The 26081-nt window shown below is 39.9% G+C and carries 25 protein-coding genes; 12 read left to right on the forward strand and 13 right to left on the reverse strand.

Going from position 1 to position 26081, the window contains the following annotated elements:
* Positions 1 to 126: 126 nt before the first annotated feature.
* The 6 genes from C1A47_RS08435 (at position 127) to C1A47_RS08460 (ending at position 4739) form a co-directional block, all read left to right on the forward strand.
* Positions 127 to 912: an ABC transporter substrate-binding protein gene (locus C1A47_RS08435; RefSeq protein ID WP_111894536.1), complete on the forward strand. Its 786-nt coding sequence runs from the start codon at positions 127 to 129 to the stop codon at positions 910 to 912.
* 95 nt (positions 913 to 1007) lie between these two features.
* Positions 1008 to 1697 (forward strand): ABC transporter permease, encoded by a 690-nt coding sequence (locus C1A47_RS08440; protein ID WP_111894344.1) that lies wholly within the window; start codon positions 1008 to 1010, stop codon positions 1695 to 1697.
* Positions 1694 to 2407 carry an ABC transporter permease gene (locus C1A47_RS08445; protein ID WP_111894346.1) on the forward strand — a complete coding sequence of 238 codons (714 nt, stop codon included), beginning with the start codon at positions 1694 to 1696 and terminating at the stop codon, positions 2405 to 2407. Before C1A47_RS08440 ends, C1A47_RS08445 begins: the two co-directional genes overlap by 4 nt.
* A 10-nt stretch (positions 2408 to 2417) precedes the next feature.
* Positions 2418 to 3194, forward strand: coding sequence for an ABC transporter ATP-binding protein (locus C1A47_RS08450; protein WP_111894348.1), 777 nt, complete (start codon positions 2418 to 2420; stop codon positions 3192 to 3194).
* Between the two features lie 232 nt (positions 3195 to 3426).
* A complete protein-coding gene (locus C1A47_RS08455) occupies positions 3427 to 3678 on the forward strand; it encodes a hypothetical protein (RefSeq protein WP_227539754.1) in 252 nt (83 codons plus the stop codon).
* A gap of 203 nt (positions 3679 to 3881) precedes the next feature.
* On the forward strand, positions 3882 to 4739 hold the full coding sequence (locus C1A47_RS08460) for a DMT family transporter (RefSeq protein WP_111894350.1): 858 nt from the start codon (positions 3882 to 3884) through the stop codon (positions 4737 to 4739).
* A 30-nt stretch (positions 4740 to 4769) separates the two neighbouring features.
* On the opposite strand, the gene nfsB is transcribed toward C1A47_RS08460, so the two are convergent.
* Together nfsB and C1A47_RS08470 are read right to left on the reverse strand one after the other, a co-directional pair.
* Positions 4770 to 5423, reverse strand: a complete 654-nt coding sequence (gene nfsB / locus C1A47_RS08465) for an oxygen-insensitive NAD(P)H nitroreductase (RefSeq protein WP_111894352.1) — start codon at positions 5421 to 5423, stop codon at positions 4770 to 4772.
* Positions 5424 to 5602: 179 nt separating this feature from the next.
* The gene (locus tag C1A47_RS08470; protein WP_227539755.1) at positions 5603 to 6079 is read right to left on the reverse strand and encodes a hypothetical protein; all 477 of its coding nucleotides are present in this window, start codon (positions 6077 to 6079) and stop codon (positions 5603 to 5605) included.
* A 524-nt stretch (positions 6080 to 6603) separates the two neighbouring features.
* Between C1A47_RS08470 and cysD the strand changes: the two genes are divergently transcribed.
* Together cysD and cysN are read left to right on the forward strand one after the other, a co-directional pair.
* Entirely contained in the window at positions 6604 to 7512 is a 909-nt protein-coding gene (cysD, locus tag C1A47_RS08475) for a sulfate adenylyltransferase subunit CysD (protein WP_111894356.1), read from the forward strand.
* Between the two features lie 138 nt (positions 7513 to 7650).
* Positions 7651 to 9267 (forward strand): sulfate adenylyltransferase subunit CysN, encoded by a 1617-nt coding sequence (gene cysN, locus C1A47_RS08480; RefSeq protein ID WP_111894358.1) that lies wholly within the window; start codon positions 7651 to 7653, stop codon positions 9265 to 9267.
* 102 nt (positions 9268 to 9369) lie between these two features.
* On the opposite strand, the gene ubiA is transcribed toward cysN, so the two are convergent.
* Together ubiA and C1A47_RS08490 are read right to left on the reverse strand one after the other, a co-directional pair.
* On the reverse strand, positions 9370 to 10248 hold the full coding sequence (ubiA, locus tag C1A47_RS08485) for a 4-hydroxybenzoate octaprenyltransferase (protein WP_111894360.1): 879 nt from the start codon (positions 10246 to 10248) through the stop codon (positions 9370 to 9372).
* An 11-nt stretch (positions 10249 to 10259) separates the two neighbouring features.
* Complete coding sequence (locus C1A47_RS08490; protein ID WP_111894362.1) at positions 10260 to 10736, reverse strand: chorismate--pyruvate lyase family protein; 477 nt, start codon at positions 10734 to 10736, stop codon at positions 10260 to 10262.
* A 253-nt stretch (positions 10737 to 10989) separates the two neighbouring features.
* Between C1A47_RS08490 and grxB the strand changes: the two genes are divergently transcribed.
* Positions 10990 to 11625 carry a glutaredoxin 2 gene (gene grxB, locus C1A47_RS08495; RefSeq protein ID WP_111894364.1) on the forward strand — a complete coding sequence of 212 codons (636 nt, stop codon included), beginning with the start codon at positions 10990 to 10992 and terminating at the stop codon, positions 11623 to 11625.
* A 70-nt stretch (positions 11626 to 11695) separates the two neighbouring features.
* Here grxB and C1A47_RS08500 read toward each other — a convergent pair whose 3' ends face one another.
* Both C1A47_RS08500 and C1A47_RS08505 read right to left on the reverse strand, forming a co-directional pair.
* Entirely contained in the window at positions 11696 to 12415 is a 720-nt protein-coding gene (locus C1A47_RS08500) for a UDP-2,3-diacylglucosamine diphosphatase (protein ID WP_111894366.1), read from the reverse strand.
* A gap of 88 nt (positions 12416 to 12503) precedes the next feature.
* On the reverse strand, positions 12504 to 13013 hold the full coding sequence (locus tag C1A47_RS08505) for a peptidylprolyl isomerase (protein ID WP_111894368.1): 510 nt from the start codon (positions 13011 to 13013) through the stop codon (positions 12504 to 12506).
* A 167-nt stretch (positions 13014 to 13180) separates the two neighbouring features.
* Between C1A47_RS08505 and C1A47_RS08510 the strand changes: the two genes are divergently transcribed.
* Positions 13181 to 14908: a glutamine--tRNA ligase/YqeY domain fusion protein gene (locus C1A47_RS08510; RefSeq protein WP_111894370.1), complete on the forward strand. Its 1728-nt coding sequence runs from the start codon at positions 13181 to 13183 to the stop codon at positions 14906 to 14908.
* A gap of 555 nt (positions 14909 to 15463) precedes the next feature.
* Complete coding sequence (locus C1A47_RS08515; RefSeq protein WP_111894372.1) at positions 15464 to 15934, forward strand: Lrp/AsnC family transcriptional regulator; 471 nt, start codon at positions 15464 to 15466, stop codon at positions 15932 to 15934.
* Between the two features lie 28 nt (positions 15935 to 15962).
* Here C1A47_RS08515 and C1A47_RS08520 read toward each other — a convergent pair whose 3' ends face one another.
* Together C1A47_RS08520 and C1A47_RS08525 are read right to left on the reverse strand one after the other, a co-directional pair.
* On the reverse strand, positions 15963 to 16889 hold the full coding sequence (locus tag C1A47_RS08520; protein ID WP_111894373.1) for a ketopantoate reductase family protein: 927 nt from the start codon (positions 16887 to 16889) through the stop codon (positions 15963 to 15965).
* A gap of 158 nt (positions 16890 to 17047) precedes the next feature.
* The gene (locus C1A47_RS08525; RefSeq protein ID WP_111894374.1) at positions 17048 to 18463 is read right to left on the reverse strand and encodes an aspartate ammonia-lyase; all 1416 of its coding nucleotides are present in this window, start codon (positions 18461 to 18463) and stop codon (positions 17048 to 17050) included.
* 182 nt (positions 18464 to 18645) lie between these two features.
* On the opposite strand from C1A47_RS08525, the gene C1A47_RS08530 reads away from it, so the two are divergent.
* The gene (locus C1A47_RS08530) at positions 18646 to 19539 is read left to right on the forward strand and encodes a LysR substrate-binding domain-containing protein (RefSeq protein WP_111894375.1); all 894 of its coding nucleotides are present in this window, start codon (positions 18646 to 18648) and stop codon (positions 19537 to 19539) included.
* A gap of 164 nt (positions 19540 to 19703) precedes the next feature.
* On the opposite strand, the gene dapC is transcribed toward C1A47_RS08530, so the two are convergent.
* The 5 genes from dapC to C1A47_RS08555 all read right to left on the reverse strand — a co-directional run bounded on the left by dapC (position 19704) and on the right by C1A47_RS08555 (position 25978).
* Positions 19704 to 20873, reverse strand: coding sequence for a succinyldiaminopimelate transaminase (gene dapC / locus C1A47_RS08535; RefSeq protein WP_111894376.1), 1170 nt, complete (start codon positions 20871 to 20873; stop codon positions 19704 to 19706).
* Positions 20874 to 20890: 17 nt separating this feature from the next.
* A complete protein-coding gene (gene glnD, locus C1A47_RS08540; RefSeq protein WP_111894378.1) occupies positions 20891 to 23557 on the reverse strand; it encodes a [protein-PII] uridylyltransferase in 2667 nt (888 codons plus the stop codon).
* A 29-nt stretch (positions 23558 to 23586) separates the two neighbouring features.
* Positions 23587 to 24795 (reverse strand): formate-dependent phosphoribosylglycinamide formyltransferase, encoded by a 1209-nt coding sequence (gene purT, locus C1A47_RS08545; protein WP_413772954.1) that lies wholly within the window; start codon positions 24793 to 24795, stop codon positions 23587 to 23589.
* A gap of 116 nt (positions 24796 to 24911) precedes the next feature.
* Positions 24912 to 25259: an L-valine transporter subunit YgaH gene (ygaH, locus tag C1A47_RS08550; RefSeq protein WP_111894382.1), complete on the reverse strand. Its 348-nt coding sequence runs from the start codon at positions 25257 to 25259 to the stop codon at positions 24912 to 24914.
* Positions 25256 to 25978 (reverse strand): AzlC family ABC transporter permease, encoded by a 723-nt coding sequence (locus C1A47_RS08555; protein WP_111894384.1) that lies wholly within the window; start codon positions 25976 to 25978, stop codon positions 25256 to 25258. The genes ygaH and C1A47_RS08555 overlap by 4 nt, the downstream gene beginning before the upstream one ends.
* Positions 25979 to 26081: the final 103 nt, after the last annotated feature.

A 26081-nucleotide genomic window follows, 5' to 3' on the forward strand; every position in this document is an offset into this window, starting at 1 on the left:
GAAAGATCATCAATTTTGATTTTTCTTGGCATATAAATTGCTTTTTCGTACATCAGGGAAGATGGGTAAGTGTGTAAATTCTTGCATTATCTTCAGTAAATTGATTTATCAGGGGAAATTTTGATGATGAAAAGCTGGAAAAACAAAGTATTGGTATCAACCACACTCTTGTTGACTGCATTCGGTACAAATGTTCAAGCAAAGGATTGGAAAGTTATTCGTTTTGGTACAGAGTCTTCTTATGCGCCATTCGAATATAAAGCACCAGGTAACAAACTGGTAGGCTTCGATGTCGATTTGGGTAACGCCATTTGTGCTAAATTGAAAGCAAAATGTGTATGGGTTGAAAACTCTTTTGATGGCATGATTCCAGCGCTGAAAGCTAAAAAATTCGATGGTATTCTTTCATCAATGACAGTAACCGCTGATCGTTCTAAGCAAATCGCGTTTAGTAATAAAATTTATAACACGCCAACGCGTATGATCGCGAAAAAAGGTTCTCCATTGCTACCAACAGCAGCGTCTTTAAGAGGTAAACGCGTCGGTGTTCAACAAGGTACGATGCAAGAAAGCTATGCAAAAGCGTACTGGGCAACCAAAGGTGTGAATGTTATTCCATATCCAAACCAAGACATTCTGTACCAAGACATGATGTCAGGTCGTTTAGATGCCTCTTTACAAGATGCACTGATGGTTGATGCGGGCTTCTTGAAATCACCGAAAGGCAAAAACTTTGGCTTTGCAGGTGGCAATGTGGTGGATGCCAAAACTTTAGGTGTAGGTGCAGCAATTGGTTTACGTAAGGAAGATGTAGACCTGAAAAATGACATTAACAAAGCTTTAGCACAAATTATTGCTGATGGAACATATAAAAAATTAGAGAAAAAATATTTCCCTTTCAGTATTTATTAATTCAGAGAAAAGTGTCGGTCTAGTACCGACACTTTTTCTATGAGCTTTACTCTCATCACTATCAGATCGATTGTTTTTACTTGGAGAAGATGAGTATGTTTTTGTCTGGTTATGGTTCTGTGCTATGGGATGGCACTTGGATGACCATAAAACTTGCACTGTTATCGCTCTTACTCTCGGTGATTATTGGCTTAATTGGCGCAGTTTGTAAGCTATCTCGCATTAAAATGGTGCGATATGTCGCGACAGTGTATACCACCCTGATTCGTAGTGTTCCAGATTTGGTCATTATGCTGCTTCTATTCTATAGCCTTCAGCTTGGACTCAATTCAATTACTGACTCTTTGCAAATGGACCAAATCGATATTGATCCATTCGCGGCTGGTGTCATTACACTGGCATTTATTTATGGGGCGTATTTTACCGAAACTTTTCGTGGGGCGTTTCAGTCTGTACCCAAAGGGCAAATTGAAGCCGCTTATGCTTATGGCATGACGCCATTTCAAGTCTTTCGACGGGTATTATTTCCGCAAATGATGCGTTTTGCATTGCCTGGGATTGGCAATAACTGGCAGGTTTTAATTAAAGCGACGGCTTTGGTTTCGTTGATTGGTCTGACAGACATTGTCAAAATTACCCAAGATGCAGGTCGTAGCACCATGCAAGTGTTTTATTTTAGTGTACTTGCTGCGGCAATTTATCTTGCGATTACCACGGTTTCCAATCTCGTTTTGATGTGGCTTGAGCGCCGTTACTCTGCTGGTGTCAAAAAGGGGCAACTATGATTGAAATTATTCAACAATATTGGCAGCAATACCTGTGGACAGATGGTTTTCAAATGACTGGCGTTGCCATGACTTCATGGCTGTTGGTACTGTCAATTGCGATTGGTTTTGTATTGTCTGTTCCACTGTCGATTGCACGGGTATCGAGTAATCCATTGATTCGTGGCCCAGTATGGCTATTTACCTATGTATTTCGTGGCACGCCATTGTATGTACAGCTACTAATTATTTATTCGGGGATTTATAGCTTTGATTTCATTCATGATCATCAAATCTTAAATGATTTTTTTCAAAGTGGCTTAAAATGTACGATTTTGGCATTTGCACTGAACACAGGTGCTTATACCACTGAAATTTTTGCAGGGGCAATCCGTTCTATTCCTTACGGTGAGATTGAGGCTGCGCAGGCTTTTGGTATGTCACCGTGGAAACGCTATACCCGCATTATTATTCCTTCAATGTTACGTCGTGCCTTGCCATTTTATGGCAATGAAGTCATTTTGATGTTGCATGCAACCACCATCGCGTTTACGGCGACCGTACCTGATATTTTAAAAGTTGCGCGTGATGTCAATGCGGCAACTTATGAAACCTTTAATGCTTTTGGGATTGCCGCAGTGCTGTATGCCTGCTTGGCTTTTATCTTGATTGGCATATTCCGCAAACTGGAAAAACGCTGGTTGGCATTTTTAAAACCATCGGATCATTAGGAGAATACAGATGGAAGATTCAGCAAAACTGGTGATTCGAGATTTATGTAAAACCTTCGGGGACAATGAAGTACTCAAAGGCGTCTCACTCGATGCCAAAGCAGGCGATGTGATTAGTATTATCGGCTCATCGGGTTCGGGAAAAAGTACATTTTTACGCTGTATTAATTTTCTGGAACAGCCGAGTAATGGCTCAATCAAACTCAATGGTGAGAAGCTACAAACTGTTTTTGACAAGCATGGCAACCTGAAAGCGACCAATCCCAAACAACTGCAAAAAATGCGTACCCAGCTCATGATGGTGTTTCAGCATTTTAATTTATGGTCACATATGACAGTTTTACAAAATGTGATTGAAGGCCCGATTCATGTACTGGGCGTGAAACGTGCGGAAGCAGAAGAACGTGCGCGTAAATATTTACGCAAAGTGGGTTTAAACGAAAGTGTGGAAAATAAATATCCTGCATTCTTGTCGGGTGGGCAACAACAACGGGTTGCGATTGCCCGCGCTTTGGCGATGGAACCAGAGGTGATGCTTTTCGATGAACCGACCAGTGCTTTAGACCCTGAACTGGTGGGGGAAGTCCTTAAAGTGATGCAAGGTTTGGCAGAAGAAGGGAGAACCATGATTGTGGTGACGCATGAAATGGGCTTTGCACGTCATGTGTCAAATCAGGTGATCTTTTTGCATCAAGGGAAGATCGAAGAGCAGGGTGATCCGAAAGAAGTCCTGACTCATCCGAAAAGTGAGCGTCTAAAACAGTTTTTGGAAGGAAACTTTAAATAATGCGAAAGGTTTAAAAATTGCTATAGGGCATATCTTCGCTGAATTAAATAAAAAATTTAATTAATTTAATTATTTATAATATGTTTTTATAAGCAGTAACTAGAGGTAGTTATTGCTTATTTTTTTTCCGAACGATAAATAATTGCTTAAAAAAGTATTGTCTGAATATATTCTAAGTGAAAAGAGGGTGCTATCCTCTGCGCTAAATCATATATGAACGTAATTATAATTTATGAATGCTGGATTCGATCAGGTGATTGACAAGGATTTTCAACGCCAATTATTAGATAGAAAACTTAATTTTCTTAGAAAAGTCGTTATTCAACGAGGTAATAAAATTCAGTCTTTACGTGCTGTTATTAAAAAGAAAAATATTAAATTGAGTGATGAACAATTGCTAGACAGAATTGAGTTTCTACAAGCTCAAATTGAATATCAGGAACTTTTAGAAAGTAAATTGATTGACATAATTAACAGAGAATAAACTATTTGTAGTTTTGCAAGACTGATTGAAAAGTAATTGAATCGTATATTTATTATTTGTTGGCTGTGATTGCATATTTGACAGTTTATAATTGATTTAATTTTATAGTCATGATGATCTTTTTAAGTTTTTTGCAGAAGATCTTTAAGGATTTGTTCTTTCTCCATCATATTCTCTCATGATGAAAAAGTGGATATTGATATATGACTCTCATTTTCTTCGCGGCACTATGCAGTGTTGCAGTGTCGATTGTTTTGAAACAATTTAAACAACGTGATTATTCAGCTTTGCAAATGATTGTCTGGAACTATGTTACGGCCAGTATTTTGTGCTGGTTGTGGTTTAAACCCGATTTTGCTCATTTAAGTATTCAGGATACGCCGTGGTGGTTGATTGGTGTGCTCGGTGTGTTGCTACCTAGTATTTTCTTTTGTTTAGCTAAATCTTTACAACATGCGGGTATTATTAAAACCGAAGTTGCTCAGCGCCTATCCGTAGTTTTGTCACTACTTGCAGCCTATTTTGTGTTTCATGAACAATTTTCGAGTCTCAAATTATTGGGTGTAGCACTGGGTATTGGTGCGGTATTGAGCCTGATTGTTGCCAAAACACAAGCGACTACTCAAACACAAAGCAGCAAGGCGGGATGGTTCTTGGCAAGTGTTTGGGCAGGTTATGCACTGGTGGATATTTTATTGAAATACAACAGTAGCTTAGGTCAACAATTTGCTTTGAGCCTGAATTTGATGTTTATGGTGGCAGGTGTTGCATCTGCAATTTTTGTCAGTCTGTCTAAACTAGAGCAGTGGCAAGTGAAGAATTTTCCTGCGGGGGTTTTACTCGGTGTCCTAAACTTTGCCAATATCGCTTTTTATGTCCAAGCCCATCAATTACTGAAAGATGCGCCAGCGGTGGTTTTTGTGGTGATGAATGTTAGTGTTGTGACTTTAGGTGTTTTGAGTGGTTTGATTTATTTTAAAGAAAAGCCAAATAAGATGACGATTATTGGATTACTACTCAGTTTAATCGGTGTAGGTTGCTTGGCCATGAGTATGACTTAAGCTAAAAATAGCCTAAGTCATACGTTTGACTTAAAGAATCGTAAACAACTCTTCTTTACTTAAACGTGATTTTGGCAATTTGGCATTAAAGTCTTTTTCACTGCGATAACCTAGAGTGAGCACTACAGAACTATGGAAACCTTGATTCACCAAATCAAACTCCTGATTGACCGCAGCATCATCAAAACCACCGATCGGTGTAGCATCAATACCTAAAATCGGTGCAGCCAACAGTAATTCACCCAGTGCAATAAAGGTCTGGGTTTCCATCCAGTGCTTAATATTGCCTTTTTCATTGCGATAATAGTCGATATAGCCTGCACGGGTTTCGCGTTGTGCTTGTTTGGTCGCTTCATCTTTAAAACGACCTGCAACATCATCCTGTGTGACTAAATGTTCCAAATATTCTTCCGTTACATCAGTACGGGTACACAGCACAATCGTATGGGATGAGTCGAGAACTTTAGGTGCGTTATAGGCATATTTGCCCGTCATGCACTTCGCAATACGCTGTTTGGCTTCAGGGCTTTGTGCAACGATAAAATGCCATGGCTGGATATTGATGGATGATGGTGCGAGGCGTAACACTTCAAGTAATAAATCGATTTGATCTTGCGGAATTTTCTTATCTGGGTCATACGCTTTCGTGGTGTAGCGTTGCTGGGTGAGATTGAGAAGATCCATATGCTATCCTGATTCGGTAATAATTCGGTTTTAACTCATCATTCGATAATATGTGGACATTCTCTCAAAACACAACAAATTTACCGTAAGAGAATGCGTGAAATTGTGTGAAATATCTCTTTTTAATAGAATCTAAATGCAGATTTAAAATTTATAGGAGTGATGTATAGAAAGATTGCTTAAGCATGCTGAAGTTGTATATTTTTTTGAATGCTCGACAACATACGCTTGCGAATCAAACCACTCACAGGTCGAATCAGATACCAATAGGGTCGAAAGCTAGACAATGCTTTTTGATCAACACAAAAAACACGTGTTTCAGTTGTGAGTTGTGTGTGCGTATCACTGATCTTTTCCGCGACAAAATGCAAGGTCAGTTTGGCTGAGCCTGATTCTGAAAATGCTAAAAAAGATGCTGCGTCAAGAATTGGCACTTGTCCATAATTAAGCTGCCAGAATTTTCCTGTCAAGCCCATCATCAATTCTTGCTGTTCGATGTGTTCTAATCGTGTGAAATTATCTAAACCGAAGGCTTGTTTAGAAATGCGTTGTTGCCCCGTGATTTTGTCAAGAAGCCGGATCGGTAGCTCTCTTAAGCCAATCGCCAATTTGAAAAAAGCGTCATTATCACCCCGATAATTGAGCACAGCATGCATCACATCTGCTTGAGATGCTGCGATTTTTATCGAATGAGTTTCTATAAAATGATAGAGGGGTAGATATTTATTGTTGATCGGCATTGTTTATTGGATTCATTTTTATGATGATTTGTTCTGATCATAGGGAGAAAAGTTGTAATCTGTCAAATATCCAAAATCTCACCAAATTTTAATGAGATATTTTAACCATTCCAATATTTTTAAATTCCTTTTAGAAGTAACGATCAGTTAGCTTAGTGACAGTTTTAAATTAAAGTTTAATCCATGCGGTAGAAGAAGATTCTTTGATGTAAAAATAGATGGTGTTTTAGTGTGGTTGGTCTATATAAAATATAATGCATAGCTTATGAATAAAACTGCAAATGAGCGAAATGCTTAATCAGCAAACCTTTGAAAAATAAAACTTCTAAAGCAGAAAAAATGATTTAGGTATTCAGAAATCATAATGATTTAGAGTCACACTATTGTGCGCTAGACATGCTAACATAAAGCGCAAAATTTCCGTGTAGCTGGGTATATCAATGACTGAGGAAAGATTAACTCACCTTAAACAGCTTGAAGCTGAAAGTATTCATATTATTCGAGAAGTCGCTGCGGAATTCGAAAATCCCGTCATGCTGTACTCGATTGGTAAAGACTCAGCAGTAATGTTGCATTTGGCAATGAAGGCTTTTTATCCTGCAAAATTGCCATTTCCATTATTGCATGTGAATACTGGGTGGAAATTCAAGGACATGATCACTTTCCGTGATGACATGGTCAAACGACTTGGTCTTGAATTGATCGAACATAAAAATCTTGAGGGTATGGCACAGAACATTAACCCGTTCGATCATGGCAGCTCAAAATATACTGACATCATGAAAACGCAAGCCTTAAAGCAAGCGCTGGATAAATATCAATTTGATGCAGCATTTGGTGGTGCGCGCCGTGACGAAGAAAAATCACGTGCCAAAGAACGTGTATATTCATTCCGTGACAGCAAACACCGCTGGGATCCGAAAAACCAACGCCCTGAGCTTTGGAATATCTACAACGGTAAAGTGAACAAAGGCGAGAGCATTCGTGTTTTCCCATTGTCGAACTGGACTGAGCTAGACATCTGGCAATACATCTATTTGGAAAGTATTCCATTGGTTCCGTTGTATTTGGCGGCTGAGCGCCCTGTCGTTGAACGTGATGGTACATTGATCATGATCGATGACGAACGTTTCCCATTACGTGAAGGCGAAGTTCCACAAATGAAATCGGTACGTTTCCGTACCCTTGGCTGTTATCCGTTAACTGGTGCGGTTGAATCAACTGCCGATACTTTGCCGGAAATTATCCAAGAAATGCTTTTAGCCACAAGTTCTGAACGTCAAGGTCGTATGATTGACCATGATGAAGCAGGCTCGATGGAAAAGAAAAAGCAAGAAGGCTATTTCTAAAATCTCCCCCTAACCCCTCTTTGAGAAAGAGGGGAGAACTCCCGAAAAAAATGGAGGAAAGTCCTCCTTTATCAAAGGAGGATTTAGGAGGATTTAAAGATTAGCAACTGATTTCAACGAATTTGTGGAGTTTGAGCGATGTCGCATCAATCAGATTTAATTAGCCAAGATATTTTGGCGTATTTAAAACAACATGAAAATAAAGACTTACTGCGTTTTTTAACTTGCGGTAACGTCGATGATGGTAAAAGTACCTTAATTGGTCGTTTACTGTATGATTCAAAATTGATCTATGAAGATCAATTACAAGCAGTCACCCGTGACAGTAAGAAAGTGGGTACAACAGGTGATGCACCTGACTTGGCGCTCCTTGTTGATGGTCTGCAAGCAGAACGTGAGCAGGGGATTACCATTGATGTAGCTTATCGTTATTTCTCAACTGAAAAACGTAAGTTCATTATTGCTGATACTCCAGGGCATGAGCAGTACACACGTAACATGGCAACAGGTGCATCGACCTGTGACCTAGCGATCATCTTGATTGATGCGCGTTATGGTGTGCAAACTCAGACTCGTCGTCACACCTATATTGCGAGCCTATTGGGTATCAAGAACATTATTGTTGCGATCAACAAAATGGACTTGGTGGAATTCTCTGAAGCACGCTTCAATGAAATCCAAGTTGACTATGCAAACTTCGTAAGCCAGTTGGGTGACCGTCAGCCAAGTAACATCGTATTTACACCGATTTCAGCATTGAATGGCGATAACGTTGTCAACAAATCACCAAATACTCCATGGTACACAGGCGAAACGTTGATGGGTACTTTGGAATCTGTTGAAATCAGTCGTAATACTGCGAAACATGATTTCCGTTTCCCTGTACAGTACGTCAACCGCCCTAACCTTGACTTCCGTGGTTTTGCAGGGACGATTGCACTGGGTGAAATCCATGTAGGCGATAAAGTTGTGGCTTTACCATCAGGTAAGTCTTCAACTGTCAAAGAAATCGTGACATTTGATGGCAATCTTGAGTATGCATTTGCAGGTCAAGCGGTAACATTGACCTTGAATGATGAGATTGACGTATCACGTGGCAACATGTTGGTTCGTGCCGATCAAGATGCTCCAACCATTTCACGTTCTGTAAAAGCAACTGTGGTGTGGATGGCAGATCATCCATTGGTGGTTGGTAAGTTGTATAACTTGAAAGTGGGTACGCAAACTGTTCCTGCAAAAGTTACAGCAATTAACTTCCGTACCAATGTGAATACGCTTGAGCATGTTCAGGTTGAAGCACTTGAGTTAAATGCAATTGCCAATGTGACCATCGAATTTGATGCACCAGTGGTCTTTGACCGTTATCAAGACAGCCGTTACACAGGTTCATTTATCTTCATCGACCGTTTAAACAACGTGACTGTTGGCGCGGGTATGGTTGAAGAGTCTGTAGAATGGACTGCGCATACAAGCCCAGTGACTGCTGAAGAACGTGCTGCACGTTTAGGTCAAAAACCTGCGGTATTGGCGGTGACTGCGGAAGTGTTTGCTCAAGCGCAACAGCTTGAACGCGCGTTACTTGAAACTGGTGTGGTTGCCGTTGCGAAATCAGGTTTCACTGCTGAACAAATCAGCTTACTTCGTGAAACAGGTGTGGTTGTGATTGTTGATGATGCTGAACAAGCAGACTCAAGAGTGACTCAAACTGATTTTGATGCTGCGGTTCAATTCATTCAAGAATTGGTACAGCTTTAAGTTCTAGTTGGCTTGGTTTGAGATGTTTCGGCATCTCAACAGAGCAATAAAAAAGCCCAGTCAGTAGATTGGGCTTTTTGTTTCTGAGTGACATGAAATTTTTTAAAGTAGTGCGATAAAAATTCCTGCAAAAATAATCATACCCACCCAACGGTTATGCAAAAAAGTTTTAAAACAACGTTGAGGTTCACGCTTATGGGTTTGTGTCCATTGATAAATATAGTCTGCAATCACGATACACAAAGCAATTGTTCCATAAGGATGCAGGATATCTTCACGATATAAAGCTGCACCAATCAGAATGACACTGGCTGCCTGTAACAGGTTAATAATCGGAATATCGTAACGACCAAATAAAATCGCGGTAGATTTCACACCAATTTTTAAATCATATTCACGGTCAGTAATTGCATACTGAGTGTCGTAAGCAACCGTCCAAGCCAAATTGCCGAAGTAAAGCAACCAACAGGTTAAATCCAGTGGACGTCCCATTGCGGTAAATGCCATGGGAATCGCCCAAGAAAATGCAGCACCCAAAAATACTTGTGGCAAATGGGTATAGCGTTTCATGAACGGATAAATGAACGCCAGAATTAATGCTCCAAAAGAGCAGTAAAATGTGGCAATTGGTAGAAAGAACAGCAGACAAGCACTGGCAGCAACCAGAGCCAAGAAAACCATCACGGCTTCAATCGGTTGAATCACGCCTGTTGCCAAAGGGCGTTGCTTGGTACGCGCTACATGCCCATCGACCTTACGGTCAGCAAAGTCATTGATGGCACAACCTGCTGCGCGCATAAAGACCACACCAAGAAACATCACAAACAGGGTTTTAAAGTCAGGAATCCCTTTTGCTGCAACCCAAAGCGCCCACATGGTTGGCCATAAAACCAGTTCAGTGCCAATTGGTTTGTCAAAACGACACAGATAATAATAGGCTTGTAAGCGCTGTTGCCAGCTGGTGTGTTGTACCGTTGCCATAGCAGTCCTTATTACAATGTTTGTATAAAGCGTTCAAATGCAGGTAAAAAAGTTTCTTGGACAATGAATTTACAACCATGCCAAGTATAACAACTTTGCCGAGTCCAACCTTCACTCAAATGCAGCACACGCCGTTCGCATTTGGGCGTGGTACGTTGAAATAAATAATACCCAATTGGACGTTGTCCCAAATGCCGAAAGCAGCGAGCTTTACCTTGCAAACTTAAAATTGGAAAAATGCTTTTAGCTCGTACCCAAGGTTCAGCTTCACAGCCATATAAATAGACTTCTCGAACCCATGAAGTATGTTGCTGAGGCATGCCTAACCATAAACTGTCTTGGCGTTGCATACGTTGAAAAGATTCTTGAAGTGGTTCAACTCGAAATGAGCCACCTGCAAGTTGGGTGAGCTGTTGAGTGAGTGAGCCTGAGGCATATAGCCAAGATTTTAGATGGGAATCCAGCCCTTGTGGGTCATGCTGAGTCATATGCAGTGTCTTATTGCTTTGTCAGTTGCACTGTTTGCTCGAAAGCTTACAAGTTGCTCCAGCATTGTAATGTAACGAGGGTCATTGATGAAGCCATAAATTATAAGAAGATAGATTTTGTTATGCTTTATAAGACTTTTCGGGTAATTTGACAGCATTTTTTAACGATAAACTTCTTATTTAAAATTGTATTTTTAGTGAAAAATAACCATATTCAGTACATCAATGTTGAATAACAATGAGAGGGAATCGCATGAAACTTTATATTTACGAACACTGCCCATTTTGCTTGAGAACCCGCATGATTAGCGGTTTAAAGCAACTTGATATGCAGTATGAAGTGATTATGGAAGGGGATGCAGAAACGCCAACACGTTTGGTTGGCAAAAAAGTTGTTCCAATTTTACAAAAGCAAGATGGTACCCATATGACAGAAAGTCTGGATATCGTTCGGCACCTAGACCAATTGGCGGAGCCTTCTTATGTGCAGGAAGTAGATGCTCCTAAGCTTGAACAATGGTGTAAAGACAGCGCTGATGCGATTTACAAATTGGCTGTACCGCGCTTCACCAAAGGACAGTTTAAAGAAGTTGAAACCGATAAAGCACGTGCTGCATTTGTAGCACGCGAAACCAAGGTTTTTGGTGATTTAGATAGCTTGATTGCTAATAGTGATGAATATGTCTCAAAGATTAATCAAAAACTTTTAGAGCTTGAAGACTTAGTGGATACACGTGAAGAAGTGTATTTAATCGACTTTAAACTTTTCCCATTGTTGCGTTCACTTTCTATTGTCAAAGGTTTGCAATTTGGCAATAAAGTAAATAACTATATGCAAGATTTGGCAGATAAAGCACAAGTTGACTTGCTTTTTGATCAAGCGATTTAAAAAGTACGGTGAAAGCCTGTTTGAGTTTGGAAAACTTGCATCGTTTTAGTCTTTCAGAATGAGAGATCGATTAAAAAGTATAATGTTTAAATTGTTGCTGGCCTTGAGCATCAATCTCTAAAATCATGGCTTCACCCGTTTTTTCACGCCAGTCACCGAGCACAATACGTTGTTTATCATTGATTTCGTGATGAATCATCGGGCGGTGGGTGTGTCCATGAATGAGAACATCAACATCTTTGAGCGCAGCATCAACGGCTTGTTGATTGACATCCATAATTTCGTAATGCTTTTCTTGTTTGGATTCATGACTTTTTTGTCGAAAGCCCTCAGCCAGTTTTTTACGGAAACTGAGTGGTGTTCGTCGCAAAATAAACACAAGTACAGGATTACGAATAATCTTTTTAAAGCGTTGATAGGCGACATCATCGGTACATAGCGCATCGCCATGTTCAAGGCGGTAAGTACGACCATGAATGTTCAATGTCGTTATATCAGGCAAGAGTCGACCTGAAAATAGATTGAGAAACTTTTGGCTTAACGCAAAATCACGATTTCCAACTTGGAAATAAACCTGATTGCCTTGTGAAGTAAATTTCTGAAGCGCTGCTATGATTTCATCGAGCCATGCAGATCGGTTGTCATCCCCAATCCATGCATTGAACCAGTCACCCAGAATATAAAGTTGGGTCTGTTTTTGTTGATAGTCGTGTAATAAAGCTAAAAACCCCCGAACGAGTCGAGGGTGATTAGGTGACAAATGTAAATCAGAGATAAACAGGTAGGTCACAAGGTATCCTTTTTTAATAATCCCTCCTAGCCTCCCTTTGAAAAGGGAGGAAGTCCCTCTTTCGTAAAGAGGGATTTAGGGAGATTGATTATTCAGCGATAATTTTCGCAGTTTCGATCACAACATTTTCAAGAGGAACGTCAGCATGGTAACCACGGTTGCCTGTACGAACACCTTTGATTTGTTCAACAACGTCCATACCTTCAACCACTTTACCAAACACGGCATAACCCCAACCTTGAGTTGTTTTGCCAGAGTGGTTCAAGAAAGAGTTGCTTTTTACGTTGATGAAGAACTGTGCAGAAGCAGAGTGAGGTGCTTGAGTACGTGCCATTGCGATAGTACCAGCATCGTTGCTTAAACCGTTGTCAGCTTCGTTTTCAATTGAATCACGAGTTGATTTTTCTTTGAAGTTTTCGTCGAAACCGCCACCTTGGATCATGAAACCATCGATTACACGGTGGAAAATTACACCATCATAGAAACCATCACGCACATATTCTAAAAAGTTTGCCACTGTTTTAGGCGCTTTTTCGCTGTTAAGCTCAAGAACAATACGACCTTTATTGGTGTTTAATTCGACTTGAGGAAAACTCATTACATAATCTCCTGAGCATGGCACAAAAAGCCATGGGTTTTTTTGTTGAGAGAAGCATAAGCAAACTGTAAACTAGTTAGCAAGTATAAACGTTATTTTGTTTGAGAAAAGAGCCTGATAGCGTTTAAATTATCCTAATTTTTTAACCAAGAAGTGATTTACCCATTATGAAGCCGAATGATGCTGTTTCAAATCTGCCAAATATACCGACACCGAATACCCAAGCCACTGTCGATGCTGCGCAGCAAGAACAACAGCCCGGCTTAGACTTTATCCGTCAAGTCATTACAGAAGATGTTGCAGCAGGACGCACTCAAACTGTTGTCACTCGTTTCCCACCAGAACCAAATGGTTATTTGCATATTGGTCACGTGAAAGCCATTTGCTTAAACTTTGGTGTTGCTGAAGAATTTGGTGGTTACTGCAACTTGCGTTTCGATGATACGAATCCAGATGCAGAAGAACAAGAATATGTTGATGGTATTGCCAATGATGTGAAATGGCTCGGATTTAACTGGAAAGGCGAGCCATGCTATGCATCAAGTTATTTTGATCAGTTATATGCATGGGCTGTTCAACTGATTGAACAAGGCGATGCTTATGTTGATTTGCAAAGCCCTGAAGAAATTAAACTGAATCGTGGTAACTTTGTTGAACTTGGTAAAAATTCACCTTACCGTGATGCAACTGTACAAGAAAATCTTGAACGCTTTGAAAAAATGAAAGATGGTACTTTTGCCGAAGGTCAGGCGGTATTACGTGCTAAAATTGATATGGCAAGCCCAAATGTTCACATGCGTGATCCGATTTTGTACCGCATTTTACATTCTGAGCATCACCAAACGGGCGATACTTGGAAAATCTATCCAATGTATGACTATGCACATCCATTGTCAGATGCCATTGAAGCCGTTACGCATTCACTCTGTACTTTAGAATTCCAAGACCACCGTGCATTCTATGACTGGGTCATTGAGAAAGTTCACTCAGTCGCTGTACCACGTCAGTATGAATCTTCTCGTTTAAACATTGATTACACCATTACTTCTAAACGTAAACTACGCCGTTTAGTAGAAGGTAACTTTGTTAATGGTTGGGACGATCCACGTATGCCAACCGTTGTCGGTATGCGCCGCCGTGGTTTTACGGCTGAGGGCTTACGTGATTTCTGTAAACGCGTTGGTGTATCAAAAACTGATGGTATCGTTGATGTAGCGATGCTGGAATTCTGTATCCGTCAGTCGCTTGAAAATAGCGCAGCGCGTGGTATGGCGGTATTGAACCCTCTTAAAGTAACTTTAACCAACTTGCCTGAAGATTTGGATTTAACGCATGCACGTCATCCAAACGTCGATATGGGTGAGCGTATCATTCCACTGAGCAAAGAAATTTACATTGATCGTAAAGACTTTGAAGAAATGCCACCAAAAGGCTTTAAACGTTTAGTGCCTGAAGGTGAAGTGCGTTTACGTCATGCTTACGTAATCAAGTGTGATGAAGTGATTAAAGATGAAAATGGTGAAGTGATTGAGCTGAAGTGTTCGATTGACCCTGAAACTTTAGGTAAAAACCCTGAAGGTCGTAAAGTAAAAGGCGTGATTCACTGGGTATCTGCAACTCAAGGTATTCCTGCTGAAGTACGTATCTATGACCGTTTATTCAGTGTGGCTGATCCTGAACAAGGTGAAGACTTTTTGGATAACTTAAATCCAAATTCATTGACGGTCGTTCAAGCGGTGATTGAACCTGCTTTGGCACAAGCAAACCCAGAAGATCGCTTCCAGTTCGAACGTGAAGGTTATTTTGTGGCGGATCGTTATGATCATCATGCTGAAAAACCAGTGTTTAACCGTATTTTGGACTTAAAAGACAGCTTTAAGCCTGAAAAGAAATAAGATTTTGAGTCGATGATGCTTTGAAAGCATAAGTCCGATATCAAAAGAAGACCTCAGCAATCGCTGAGGTTTTTTATTTCATCGAGTTTGAGTGAAGTACTATGGCTATATATGAAAGATAAAGGATGAAGTTTAGTTATAAAAAATTCTCTTAAATCTCATAAATAAGACAATAAAAATGGTTTAAAAAACACATGAAAGAAAAAAATTAGTTTCTATGGTGATAATGTGAAAAAAAATACCAAAATGATGTTAAATTAACGTTATTCAGGAAAATAATTCGAAATGGCCGTTGCTATAGTATGAATCAGGGTGTGATGGGGATCGAGAAGATTGGTTAGTCAACATTGGGAGATAAGCGCTAACCTTGCTCAAAAAGTATCGACTCGGCTTTTAGACACAACAACCAAAAGTTGCTTGCAAGTGCTTAATGTTATCATCATTAAGTTGTCAAAAGTAAACAGCAGTTTTCCCTTGACCCTTAAAAATTCTATTTCACTATACTAAAACCCCTTTCTTATTGTTTTTCCAAGTTTTAAATATGGGAAAAACACCATGCAATTAGACCGTTACGACAAACAGATTTTAGAAATTTTGACGCATGAAGATTTAAACCTCAATGAGTTATCTGAGCGTATTAATCTTTCTGTCAGTTCAGTACATCGCCGTATCAAGCACCTGATTGAATCTAATATCATGACCAATTTGAAGCGTGAAATTAATTACGCCAAATTGGGCTTTACCTTGCATATTTTGCTGCAAGTGTCTTTAAACAAGCATGACCGTGCAACATTTGACAGCTTCCTTGAAAAAATTGAAGAAATTCCAGAAGTGATTAACGCTTATCTGGTGACAGGGCAAAGCGCTGATTTTATTGTGGAATTAGTCGCTAAAAATATGGAAGACTACAGTGAAATTTTGCTACGCCGTATTGCCAACATTGAGAATGTGGTCGCGCTGCATTCGAGCTTTGTGATTAAAAAATATGATGTTTTTAATTGCTATAATATGTTGAGCCGTATTTGAGGCTCAACATTCGCTTGATGAATCTAAATTAGAAACCTGCTTCAATCGCGTGAATCATATTGACTAAAACTTGATTCACAGGGGTTGCGACATGGTATTGCTTGCCAAGCTCAATCACCGTTTCCCCAAAAATTGCCACTTCGGTTTTACGCTTGGCTAAAATATCCTGACACATTGAGGTGTAGGCTTGATCATTGAGTTGCAGCATGGGGCTAATAATGCCTTGTAGATCTTGTTCAGTTAGGCCAATCTCTGCTGCTTCTGAAAGATTTAACACCTCACGCGCTGCTGAAAATAACAGGGCTTGAACATCAGGATTATGTTTCACTTCACCATACGGAATTTTTAAAATCGCGGTGACCTGATTGGCAGCGACATTTAGCATAAATTTCTTCCAAAGTGCAAGGCGCATATCAACAGGCGTTTGATAGGGAATCTGTGCCTGTTCAAACAACTGCTGTACCTGTATGACATCATCACTTAGTGTTGCGTTATTTTGTTCGCCAAAGACCAAAAAACCTGCTTTGCTGTAATTTACTTGAGTCCCTTGCCGAGTTGCATCCATCGCAACACCATAAGCGTAAAATGGGTGATATTCGCCAAGACGTTCAGCAATTAAAGTTTCGCTACTAATACCATTGAGTAGTGAAATAATACGGGTTTGAGGTTGAAGAATAGTGCGAGACAATTCAATCGCTTCATGGAGTTGAGTTGCTTTAACTCCAATAATAATCAAGTCTGCTTTAGGTGCATCGCTGCATTGTTCTGGGGTTATGTAATTAAAGTCATACTTTTTATGATTCACCCAAAAACCATCATGTTCATAACGTTGTTTACGCTGTTCATCCAAAATGATATGAATGCGTGAAGGGTCAAAGTCATAGAGTTTAGACGCATAAAGTGCGCCCATAGCGCCTAAGCCAATCACATAAATATGTTGAAGTTGATTTGGCATGAGAATTCCATTTTTTAGTTTCGATGTTTTATGGAATAGTCTATAAAAAAAGCCAAAGAAAAGCCTGTACTAAAATGTGTTTGAGAGAAATGTGCCGATTTAAAATAAAAAAAAGGCCAATCACACTAAGGTGATTGACCTGTAAAAGCGCGGGAGAGTTACGCTGAAGCTTTAGGTTTAATCATGTTTTCAATTGCAAGGATTTCAGAAAGTTGTTCTTCAGATAACAAGTTTTCTGCGCGAATCAAATCCAAGACATTGCGGTTTTCAACGTTTGCAGTTTTTGCAATACGTGTTGTATTTTCATAACCTAAGTACGGGTTCAATGCAGTCACGATACCGATTGAATTTTCTACCAAGTTTTTGCAATGCTCAGGGTTTGCAGTCACTGTGTTGATACATTTATCAGTAAACATCAACATTGCTTTAGCAAGTAGATCGATTGATTCAAACAATTTGAATGCAATTAATGGTTCCATTGCGTTAAGTTGAAGCTGACCCGCATCTGCCGCCAAAGTCACTGCCAAATCGTTTGCCATCACTTGGAAAGAAGCCAAGTTAACAGCTTCAGGAATTACTGGGTTCACTTTACCTGGCATGATTGAGCTGCCTGGTTGGCGTGGTTCAAGGTTGATTTCGCCTAAACCAGTACGTGGGCCACTTGAAAGTAAACGTAAGTCATTTGAAATCTTTGACAATTTAGTCGCAGTACGTTTAAGCAAGCCAGAGAATAAAACGAAATCACCCATGTCTGAAGTTGCTTCAACAAAGTCAGGCGCAGCTTGGATATTTTCTTTGGTAATTTCAGCCAATGCAGAAATTGCATAAGGTGCATAAGCCGCTTCAGTGTTAATACCTGTACCAATTGCTGTACCACCAAGGTTCACATAACCCAACATCTCTGGTGCAATTGCGTTGATTTTGTCGAGGTCTTTTTGCAAAGTTGTTGCAAATGCAGCAAACTCTTGACCCAAAGTCATTGGTACAGCATCTTGTAGCTGAGTACGACCCATTTTCAAGACATCTTTAAATTCAACAGCTTTGTTTGAAAATGCTTGAATCAAAGTTGCAAATGCAGTTTGTAAGCCTTTCAAACTTAACAACAGACCAACACGAATCGCTGTTGGGTAAACGTCATTGGTTGATTGAGACATGTTGACATCGTTATTCGGGTGAAGATTTTTGTATTCACCTTTTGCAAAGCCCATGTGCTCTAACGCAACATTTGCAATCACTTCATTTGCGTTCATGTTGGTTGAAGTACCAGCACCGCCTTGAAGCATGTCGATTGGGAATTGGTCGTGGTATTGGCCGTTGATCAACTGTTTGCATGCAAACTCAATCGCTTGATATTTTTCTTCGCTGAGTTTGCCAAGTTTGTGGTTTGCTTCAGCACAAGCTTGTTTAACCATCGCAAGTGCGATGATGAAATTTGGATGATTACTAATTTTGCTATGAGTTAGGTTAAAGTTTTCAATAGCTCTAAGTGTCTGAACACCAAAGTAAAATTGATTAGGAATATCACGATAACCTAAAAGATCTTTTTCTGAGCGAACTGAAACATTAGTATTCATATTTGGTAACAATCAAGAGGAGATAACCAAATCATAAGAACAAAAAAGCCAAATTGATAATGCATAAAATTCTTGAGATATGCATTTTTTGCATGTAAAAGATAGAAAAATGGATATGTATTTTCCTCATAAGGTATGCGTATAATTCAGCGCTTTAATCAAACCACCAATCAAAGTGATCTATGAATCTTGAAATTCGTTGGGCTCTTGATCTGATTACCCTCGATCAAGAACGTTCAATTTCAAAAGCTGCACAAAAAAGATATATTTCACAATCTGCGTTTAGTCGAAGGCTACAGCATCTCGAAGAAACAGTGGGTTTTTCGATTATTGATCGAAATAGCAAGGAAGTAAGCTTTACAGAATTAGGACAGGTTTTATTATCTACGGCAAATACGCTACAAGCGCAATTAAATGAAAGTATGCAGCTCATTTATGAGATAAAAAACACCAAAGATAATACCTTAAGATTTGCAGTTGTTCATTCTCTCGTGAACAGTTTCTTTGCAGATTATTTAGGTTCTATTCCTGTAGATGACCAAGCCATTAAATTTGAAATTATGGCGATTAATACAGGCGAAGGATTAAAACTTTTAAAAGAAGGGAAAATCGACTTTTTAGTTTCTTATGCATCTAAGCATGAAATGAATCAGGGAAAAGCTGATAGTTTATCTTCAGTTCGTATTGGTGAAACAGAGATTATCCCTGTTTATGCACAAAATGCGGCTAAGAATAAAAAATATGATTTGAACCAACATTTTCCATTATTAACTTATAGTAAAAATGCCTATTTAAGAAACTTGGTTGATCAAGTGATTCAAACCAATAATTTAGATTGTCATATTTTGTATGAGACTGATAATGCAGAAAATTTAAAGCAATTGGTATTGCAGGGTGTCGGGGTGGCTTGGTTACCTAGAATTACAATTATGGATGAGTTGGCACAAAATAAACTGGTTGAACTATCTGCCTCAAAATATGCAGTAAATCAAAGCATTTTTATTTATAAAAGTAAACTCAATAATAATCCATTAACCCAATTTGTTTTTGAACATTTTAAACATCTCAAGAAATAAAATAGATTTCATTCATAGATTAATTTCACTCGATTTATTTTCTCCTTGTGTAAAGTAAAAATATATACAAAGCGAAAGAAAATAAAAGGGAACTTATGAAAGAATTCTAATAGAAAAGGTGCTGATAAATTCACAATCAGCACCTTTTTTTAATGGTTTAAAGTTTAAAGAATACGCTTTAAACGTTCAATTACTTGTTCACATTGTGCAATATCTGCAACGAGTGCCATACGCACATGGTTTTCACCAGGATTACCTTGTTCTGTTTCACGAGATAAATAGCGACCTGGTAAAACTTTAATATGTGCTTTTTCCATGAGCATACGTGCGAATTTTTCGTCATTATCGACTTTTAACCAGTAATAAAAACCTGCATCAGGTTTTTGTAATGGTAATAGATGTCCAAGCTCAGATTGGAATAATTCAAATTTGGCACGATAAAGTCTACGGTTTTCTTCAACGTGCTGTTCATCATTCCAAGCAGAGATCGACGCGATTTGATGTTGTACAGGCATTGCCGCACCATGATAAGTACGGTATTGCAAATATGGCTTGAGCAAGTTTGCATCGCCAGCGACAAATCCTGAGCGCATGCCTGGTAAGTTCGAGCGTTTAGACAATGAATGGAAAACGACACAGTTTTTATAGTCATGACGACCGATTTCAGCACAAACTTCGAGTAAACCCGTTGGCGCTTGATCAAACCATAACTCTGAATAGCATTCGTCAGAAGCAATGACAAAACCATATTGATCTGAAAGTGCAATCAGCTGCTTAAATTTCTCTTTAGAAAGTACCGCACCTGTTGGATTGCCTGGTGTACATACAAACAGTAAAGCGGTTTTTTCCCAAACTTCAGCAGGAACAGTATCGAAATCGCCTAAATAGCCATTTTCTTCAGTGCAGTTAATGAAGTATGGTTTTGCACCTGCAAGGATGGCTGCACCTTCATAGATCTGATAGAACGGGTTTGGCATCACCACATAAGGTGCATCTTCACGGCAAACCAAAGCTTGCACAAAACTGAACAGTGCTTCACGGGTTCCTGAAACAGGTAAAATCTCATGTTCAGGACTGATTTGCTGAAGATTAAAACGTTGAGTTAACCAATTTGCAATGCTGTGACGTAATTCAGGAACACCTTTACTGTTTGGATAAGTCGACAAATGCCCAAAGTTGTCAATAATCGCTTGTTTGACAAACTCAGGAGCAGGGTGCTTTGGTTCACCAATTGAAAGTGGAATCAGTGGTAAATCAGCAGGCTGAACGTCTTGGAAAAGACGATTCAGTTTTTCAAAAGGGTAAGGATGTAAAAGAGATAAACTCGAATTCATTGGATTAACTACCAAAATTAATGTTGCACAATCACTTGACTAGAGGCTTCATCTAAAGCCGCTTTGAGTTGTTGTGCTAAGGTTGAAGCTTCTGTATCTGACATCGGGATATTATTTTTCTTTGTGACAAAGAAAATATCCTCGGCACGTTCACCTAACGTGGCAATTTTCGCGGAGTGAATGTCCAAGCCCTGCATCATAAATAAACCACCGACCCGTGCGAGTAGACCTGGTTGGTCAAGTGTTGAAATTTCGACCATATTTTGATTGAGCACAGGGTTGAGGCTAATTGCAACGGTATTTTCAATATCAAAGTGACGCAATTGACGTGGAATACGTCGTTGCATGAGTCCAGGGTATTTGTCTGAATGACTGAGTGCCTGCACCAACGCATCTTTTACGGTATGTTCACGTTCAGGGTCAGTCAGGAGTGTTCCAAAACGATCAAGTACAATATACGTATCTAAGCTAAAGGCTTTGGTCGCAGTAATAATTCGTGCGTCCTGAACGTCAAGATTCATTCGGTCGAGAATGGCTACCGTTGTCGCAAATAGATTTGGCTTGTCTTGAGTGTAGATAAAGATTTGAATCGCATCGGGTGCAGATTTACGGTGTGCTCGTAATTTCACGAGTGGTGCAGGATTATCTCCATGCTCTAAAATTGCGCGGGTATGCCATGCAATATCTTCAGCAGACTCTTTCAAGAAGTAATCATCACCGAGTTCTTGCCACACTTGTTCTACATCTGCCAAAGAAAACTCATGGACTAAGAGTTCGCTTGCCGCAAATTTGGTGTCTTCAATCAGCATTTGATAGTCTACAGGACGATCTAGTCCTAAGCGAATCACGTCACGTGCTTGTGTATACAATTGACGCATCAGTGATGAGCGCCATGTATTCCATAAATTTGGATTGGTTGCATTAATGTCGGCAACGGTCAGTGTATAAAGATAATCCAGATGTTCCATGTCACCGAGTTTTTCAGCAAAATCTTTGATGACTGTTGGATCAGAAATATCTTTTTTCTGTGCTGTAAGCGACATGAGTAGGTGATTTTGGATGAGCCAAGAAATTAGCTTGCCTTCGCGTTCAGTAAAACCATGCATACGGCAGAACTCAATGGCATCTTCGGCACCCAATTCACTATGATCACCACCACGACCTTTAGCAATATCATGGAATAATGCGGCAATCATCACGATATCACGGCGCTGTAAGCGCTGATAGACTGAACTCACTACAGGGAACTGTTTAGCAAATTCGGGTTCTTTAAAGCGATTTAGATTACGTAAGAGCAATAAAGTGTGTTGATCGACTGTATAGATATGGAACAAGTCATACTGCATGAGTCCCATAATTTGCCCAAACGCGGGCAAATAGTTTCCTAAAATGCCATAGCGTTTCATTGCAGAAAGTGTTTCGTACAAACGCCCTGAGGTACGAATAATTTCCATAAAAAGTGCCTGATGTTCAGGTTTCTCACGGAAATTTTGATCAATCCCTTTTGCCGCAAGCGTTAATAAACGGAGTGTACGGGCACGAATACCTTCAATTTCAGGACGAGTAGCCAGTAGATAGAAAATTTCTAAAATGGCACTTGGGTTTTCTGCGAAAACTTTATGGTGTTGTACCGCAATTTTATGATCGACTAATTTGAAATTGGCATTAATTTGTAAAATTTCACGTTCATAGTTTGGCAATCTAGGTGTAATTACGGACTCGTTGAAGTATGCCAATAGAATTTCATTGAGCGTTGAAACTTGCTGAGCAGTTCGATAATAACGCTTCATGAATTGTTCAATTGGATAGTTTGGCGATTTTCCTTCTTCACGCTCATAGCCAAATTTAGCTGCAATTTCGCGTTGATAGTCAAAAAGCAAACGGTTTTCATCACGCTTGGTCAGGCGGTGTAAATGATGGCGGATTTCCCAGTAAAAACTTTCAGCTTCTTCTAAAACTTTTAGTTCAAACTCTGAAATAAAGCCTAAATGTACCAAGTCATAGACACGATTGACCCGAAAGTGGCGTTTTGCAATCCAGCCAATCTGGTTCATGTCGCGAATGCCACCGGGTGCATTTTTAATATCGGGTTCTAAATTACTTTCAGTGTTGTTGTGCTGAGCATAGCGTTTGGCTTGCTCCTGCATTTTTGCATCAAAAAAAGTTTGGTCTGTCCAAGTTTCAGCAACGATACGACGTGGCCATTTGCTGAGTTGCACATTACCAATCAGCATGCGAGCTTCAATTAAGGTTGTTGCAATTGTTAAATCTTGACGTGCCTGATCAATACAACTGGCAATCGAGCGGACACTTACCCCTGGTTTGAAATTACCGACATCCCAAAGTGATGCGATAAAACTAGACACCTGTTTTTCAAGATCTTCAGTCAAGTCATGCTCTGACAGAATCATGATGTCAACATCAGAATATGGCAGCATTTCACGGCGACCATAACCACCTACAGCAAACAGACTGATCTCACTCTGTTCTAAACCTGCATGTTTCCATAAAAAGGTGAGCGCTTCATCAATCATATTTGAACGGGCAAGCACAATCTGGCGAATACTATGGTCATCTTCAAGATATTGTTCGAGTTGCTGTTCAACCTCATTGCGCCATTGATTAATAGCACGAATGTCTTGATCATCTTTCACATAATCCAACAGGGGCAAGGTTTCAATCATGGTTTTTTGGCCTATGTGTCAAGTTTATCTTAGTGGTTTTGTTCGATAGTGACACTTTGCGCAGCACGCTGAGCAATATCACGAGCTTCATTTGTTGTCACTGCACGTGCAGTCACTACACCCATGCGACGGCGTTTAAAACCTTCTGGTTTGCCAAATAGACGTAAATCTGTATTTGGTTGTGCTAAGACTTCTTCTAAGTTGCCGAATGAGAGATTGGTGTCATCAACACCAGCATAAATCACAGCACTTGCTGCCACACTATGGCGTGCCGTGTTGACTGGCAGCCCTAAAATTGCACGTGCATGAAGTTCGAATTCACTTTGGAACTGAGAAGCTAAAGTAACTAAGCCAGTGTCATGTGGACGAGGAGAGACTTCGCTAAACCAAACTTGGTCACCTTTAACAAAGAGTTCGACACCAAAAATACCACAGCCACCTAAAGCTGTTGTGACTTTATCTGCAATTTGTTGAGATGTTTCTAAGGCAATAGCAGACATCGGTTGTGGCTGCCAGCTTTCCACATAGTCACCAGCGTCTTGACGGTGGCCAATCGGATCACAGAAATGCGTTTCAATCGCGCCAGTTTCAGGATTTTTTGCACGAACGGTTAATAAGGTGATTTCAAAATCAAAATCAATTTGTGATTCAACAATCACTTTACCTTGGTTGACACGACCTGCCTGCATGGCATATTCCCATGCAGCATCGACTTCAGCAAAGCTTTTTACACGAGACTGTCCCTTTCCTGAAGAAGACATGACAGGTTTTACGAAATTTGGGTAACCAATATCATCACAAGCTGAGCGGAAACTGTCTAATGAGTCAGCAAAACGGTACGTCGATGTTGGTAAGCCGAGTTCTTCAGCCGCTAAACGACGAATTCCTTCGCGGTTCATGGTTAAATTGACGGCTTTCGCAGAAGGAATAATTGTGGTTTGTTGTTTTTGTTCAATAGCAACCAAAACTTCAGTCGCAATTGCTTCAATTTCAGGAACGATTAAATGGGGTTGAACTTGGTCAATTAAACGGTTTAATTCGTTGGCATCTGCCATATTGAGTGTGTATGCGTAATGGGCAACTTGCATGGCTGGTGCATGATCATATCGGTCAGCAGCATGAACTTCGACACCAAGGCGCTGTAAAGAAATGACGACTTCTTTTCCAAGTTCACCAGAGCCTAAAAGTAATACTTTAAATGCTGAAGATTGAAGGGGAGTACCAATAGAAACGCGCATGCAATTCATCCTTGTTCAGGTGGACTTTTAGCATAACAGAACTAGAATAACTGTCATGCCTGTATTAAAGTAAAAATCAAATTTTATTAAAAAATAAGTAAATGGAAACTATTTATTTACAATATAACAGGGAAATATGTGTAAATTACGCCATAAATCAGTGCAGCGAGCAAGGTTGAAAGCACCATACGTCGAGTTTTTAAATATAAAACTGTGAGTGTGAAAAATCCCAAACTCATGGCAAGGATTTTATTGGGTGCTGCAATCAGTGGTGGTAATGTGGCAACCATCAACATTGCACTGATTGCAGAAATACCAATACAGCTCAGCGCGATTCGTAGCCAGATTGCTCCACGCTTTTGCTGATTTTGATGGCGCTTTTGAATAAACCACAATGGTAGAAAGCGCGAACTAAAATTGGCAATTCCGACAATAATGCCGATGAGAAGAATGGATAAATTCATAAATGATGTTCATCCTGCTGTTTTAAAATATAGTGTTTAAATAGTCCAGCCCCAATGCCTGCTAAAATGCCTAAGAAAATTGCTGCTGAAAGATTAATGAAATAGCATGCTAACCCTGCAACAACCAAAGTGACGCCAACAACTAAGCTGTGACGTTTTTCGAAAGCTGCGAGTAAGAAGCTTAAAAATAGGGCAGGAAGTAAGAAATCGAGAGAGGCTTGAATAAACTTTGGAAGCAGGTGCATTTGATTGGCAAACAAGCCGCCTAAGAAGCTTCCGAGTGCCCAAGAAAACCAGCTTGATAAACTTAGACCCAGCATCCATGACTCACTCCAGTCTTGGCGACGTTGGGAAAGTTGAATCATGCCGCGTGCAAAAACTTCATCGGTCAGTCCCCAGCCCCAAATTGCAGTTTTCTTCAGATTGAGCTTTTGTTGAATGAGATGATGTAATGCAGGTCCGTATAATACGTGGCGAATATCTAAAGCTATGACTGTAATGGCTGCAAGCCAAATAGAAGAGCCACTTGCCAATAGTGCAACAACCAGAAACTGGCTGGCACCTGCATACATGGTGCAAGACAGAAATAAGGCTTCAAAAGCCGAAAATCCAAATTTAGTTGCTGAAACACCAAAGGCAAAGGATACAGGCAAATAAGTTAGCATAATGGCTTGGCTGTCTTTGACGCCGTGCCAAAAACTTGCATGAGATTGGGACATATTTTTAATCTGGGGTGCAATGCACCAAAATATCTACTAGAATTCGCAAAACGTTATTGTAAATGAAATCACGCAGTACAGTGCTGAAATAATTTGAGTGAGG

The sequence above is a fragment of the Acinetobacter sp. MB5 genome (assembly GCF_003261585.1).
Taxonomy (GTDB): domain Bacteria; phylum Pseudomonadota; class Gammaproteobacteria; order Pseudomonadales; family Moraxellaceae; genus Acinetobacter.

Bases quoted from the DNA above. Each gene is read 5' to 3' on its own strand.
- C1A47_RS08435 (WP_111894536.1), top strand. From the start codon at position 127: ATGAAAAGCTGGAAAAACAAAGTATTGGTATCAACCACACTCTTGTTG.
- C1A47_RS08440 (WP_111894344.1), top strand. From the start codon at position 1,008: ATGTTTTTGTCTGGTTATGGTTCTGTGCTATGGGATGGCACTTGGATG.
- C1A47_RS08445 (WP_111894346.1), top strand. From the start codon at position 1,694: ATGATTGAAATTATTCAACAATATTGGCAGCAATACCTGTGGACAGAT.
- C1A47_RS08450 (WP_111894348.1), top strand. From the start codon at position 2,418: ATGGAAGATTCAGCAAAACTGGTGATTCGAGATTTATGTAAAACCTTC.
- C1A47_RS08455 (WP_227539754.1), top strand. From the start codon at position 3,427: ATGAATGCTGGATTCGATCAGGTGATTGACAAGGATTTTCAACGCCAA.
- C1A47_RS08460 (WP_111894350.1), top strand. From the start codon at position 3,882: ATGACTCTCATTTTCTTCGCGGCACTATGCAGTGTTGCAGTGTCGATT.
- nfsB (WP_111894352.1), bottom strand. From the start codon at position 5,423: ATGGATCTTCTCAATCTCACCCAGCAACGCTACACCACGAAAGCGTAT.
- C1A47_RS08470 (WP_227539755.1), bottom strand. From the start codon at position 6,079: ATGCATGCTGTGCTCAATTATCGGGGTGATAATGACGCTTTTTTCAAA.
- cysD (WP_111894356.1), top strand. From the start codon at position 6,604: ATGACTGAGGAAAGATTAACTCACCTTAAACAGCTTGAAGCTGAAAGT.
- cysN (WP_111894358.1), top strand. From the start codon at position 7,651: ATGTCGCATCAATCAGATTTAATTAGCCAAGATATTTTGGCGTATTTA.
- ubiA (WP_111894360.1), bottom strand. From the start codon at position 10,248: ATGGCAACGGTACAACACACCAGCTGGCAACAGCGCTTACAAGCCTAT.
- C1A47_RS08490 (WP_111894362.1), bottom strand. From the start codon at position 10,736: ATGACTCAGCATGACCCACAAGGGCTGGATTCCCATCTAAAATCTTGG.
- grxB (WP_111894364.1), top strand. From the start codon at position 10,990: ATGAAACTTTATATTTACGAACACTGCCCATTTTGCTTGAGAACCCGC.
- C1A47_RS08505 (WP_111894368.1), bottom strand. From the start codon at position 13,013: ATGAGTTTTCCTCAAGTCGAATTAAACACCAATAAAGGTCGTATTGTT.
- C1A47_RS08510 (WP_111894370.1), top strand. From the start codon at position 13,181: ATGAAGCCGAATGATGCTGTTTCAAATCTGCCAAATATACCGACACCG.
- C1A47_RS08515 (WP_111894372.1), top strand. From the start codon at position 15,464: ATGCAATTAGACCGTTACGACAAACAGATTTTAGAAATTTTGACGCAT.
- C1A47_RS08520 (WP_111894373.1), bottom strand. From the start codon at position 16,889: ATGCCAAATCAACTTCAACATATTTATGTGATTGGCTTAGGCGCTATG.
- C1A47_RS08525 (WP_111894374.1), bottom strand. From the start codon at position 18,463: ATGAATACTAATGTTTCAGTTCGCTCAGAAAAAGATCTTTTAGGTTAT.
- C1A47_RS08530 (WP_111894375.1), top strand. From the start codon at position 18,646: ATGAATCTTGAAATTCGTTGGGCTCTTGATCTGATTACCCTCGATCAA.
- dapC (WP_111894376.1), bottom strand. From the start codon at position 20,873: ATGAATTCGAGTTTATCTCTTTTACATCCTTACCCTTTTGAAAAACTG.
- glnD (WP_111894378.1), bottom strand. From the start codon at position 23,557: ATGATTGAAACCTTGCCCCTGTTGGATTATGTGAAAGATGATCAAGAC.
- purT (WP_413772954.1), bottom strand. From the start codon at position 24,795: ATGCGCGTTTCTATTGGTACTCCCCTTCAATCTTCAGCATTTAAAGTA.
- ygaH (WP_111894382.1), bottom strand. From the start codon at position 25,259: ATGAATTTATCCATTCTTCTCATCGGCATTATTGTCGGAATTGCCAAT.
- C1A47_RS08555 (WP_111894384.1), bottom strand. From the start codon at position 25,978: ATGTCCCAATCTCATGCAAGTTTTTGGCACGGCGTCAAAGACAGCCAA.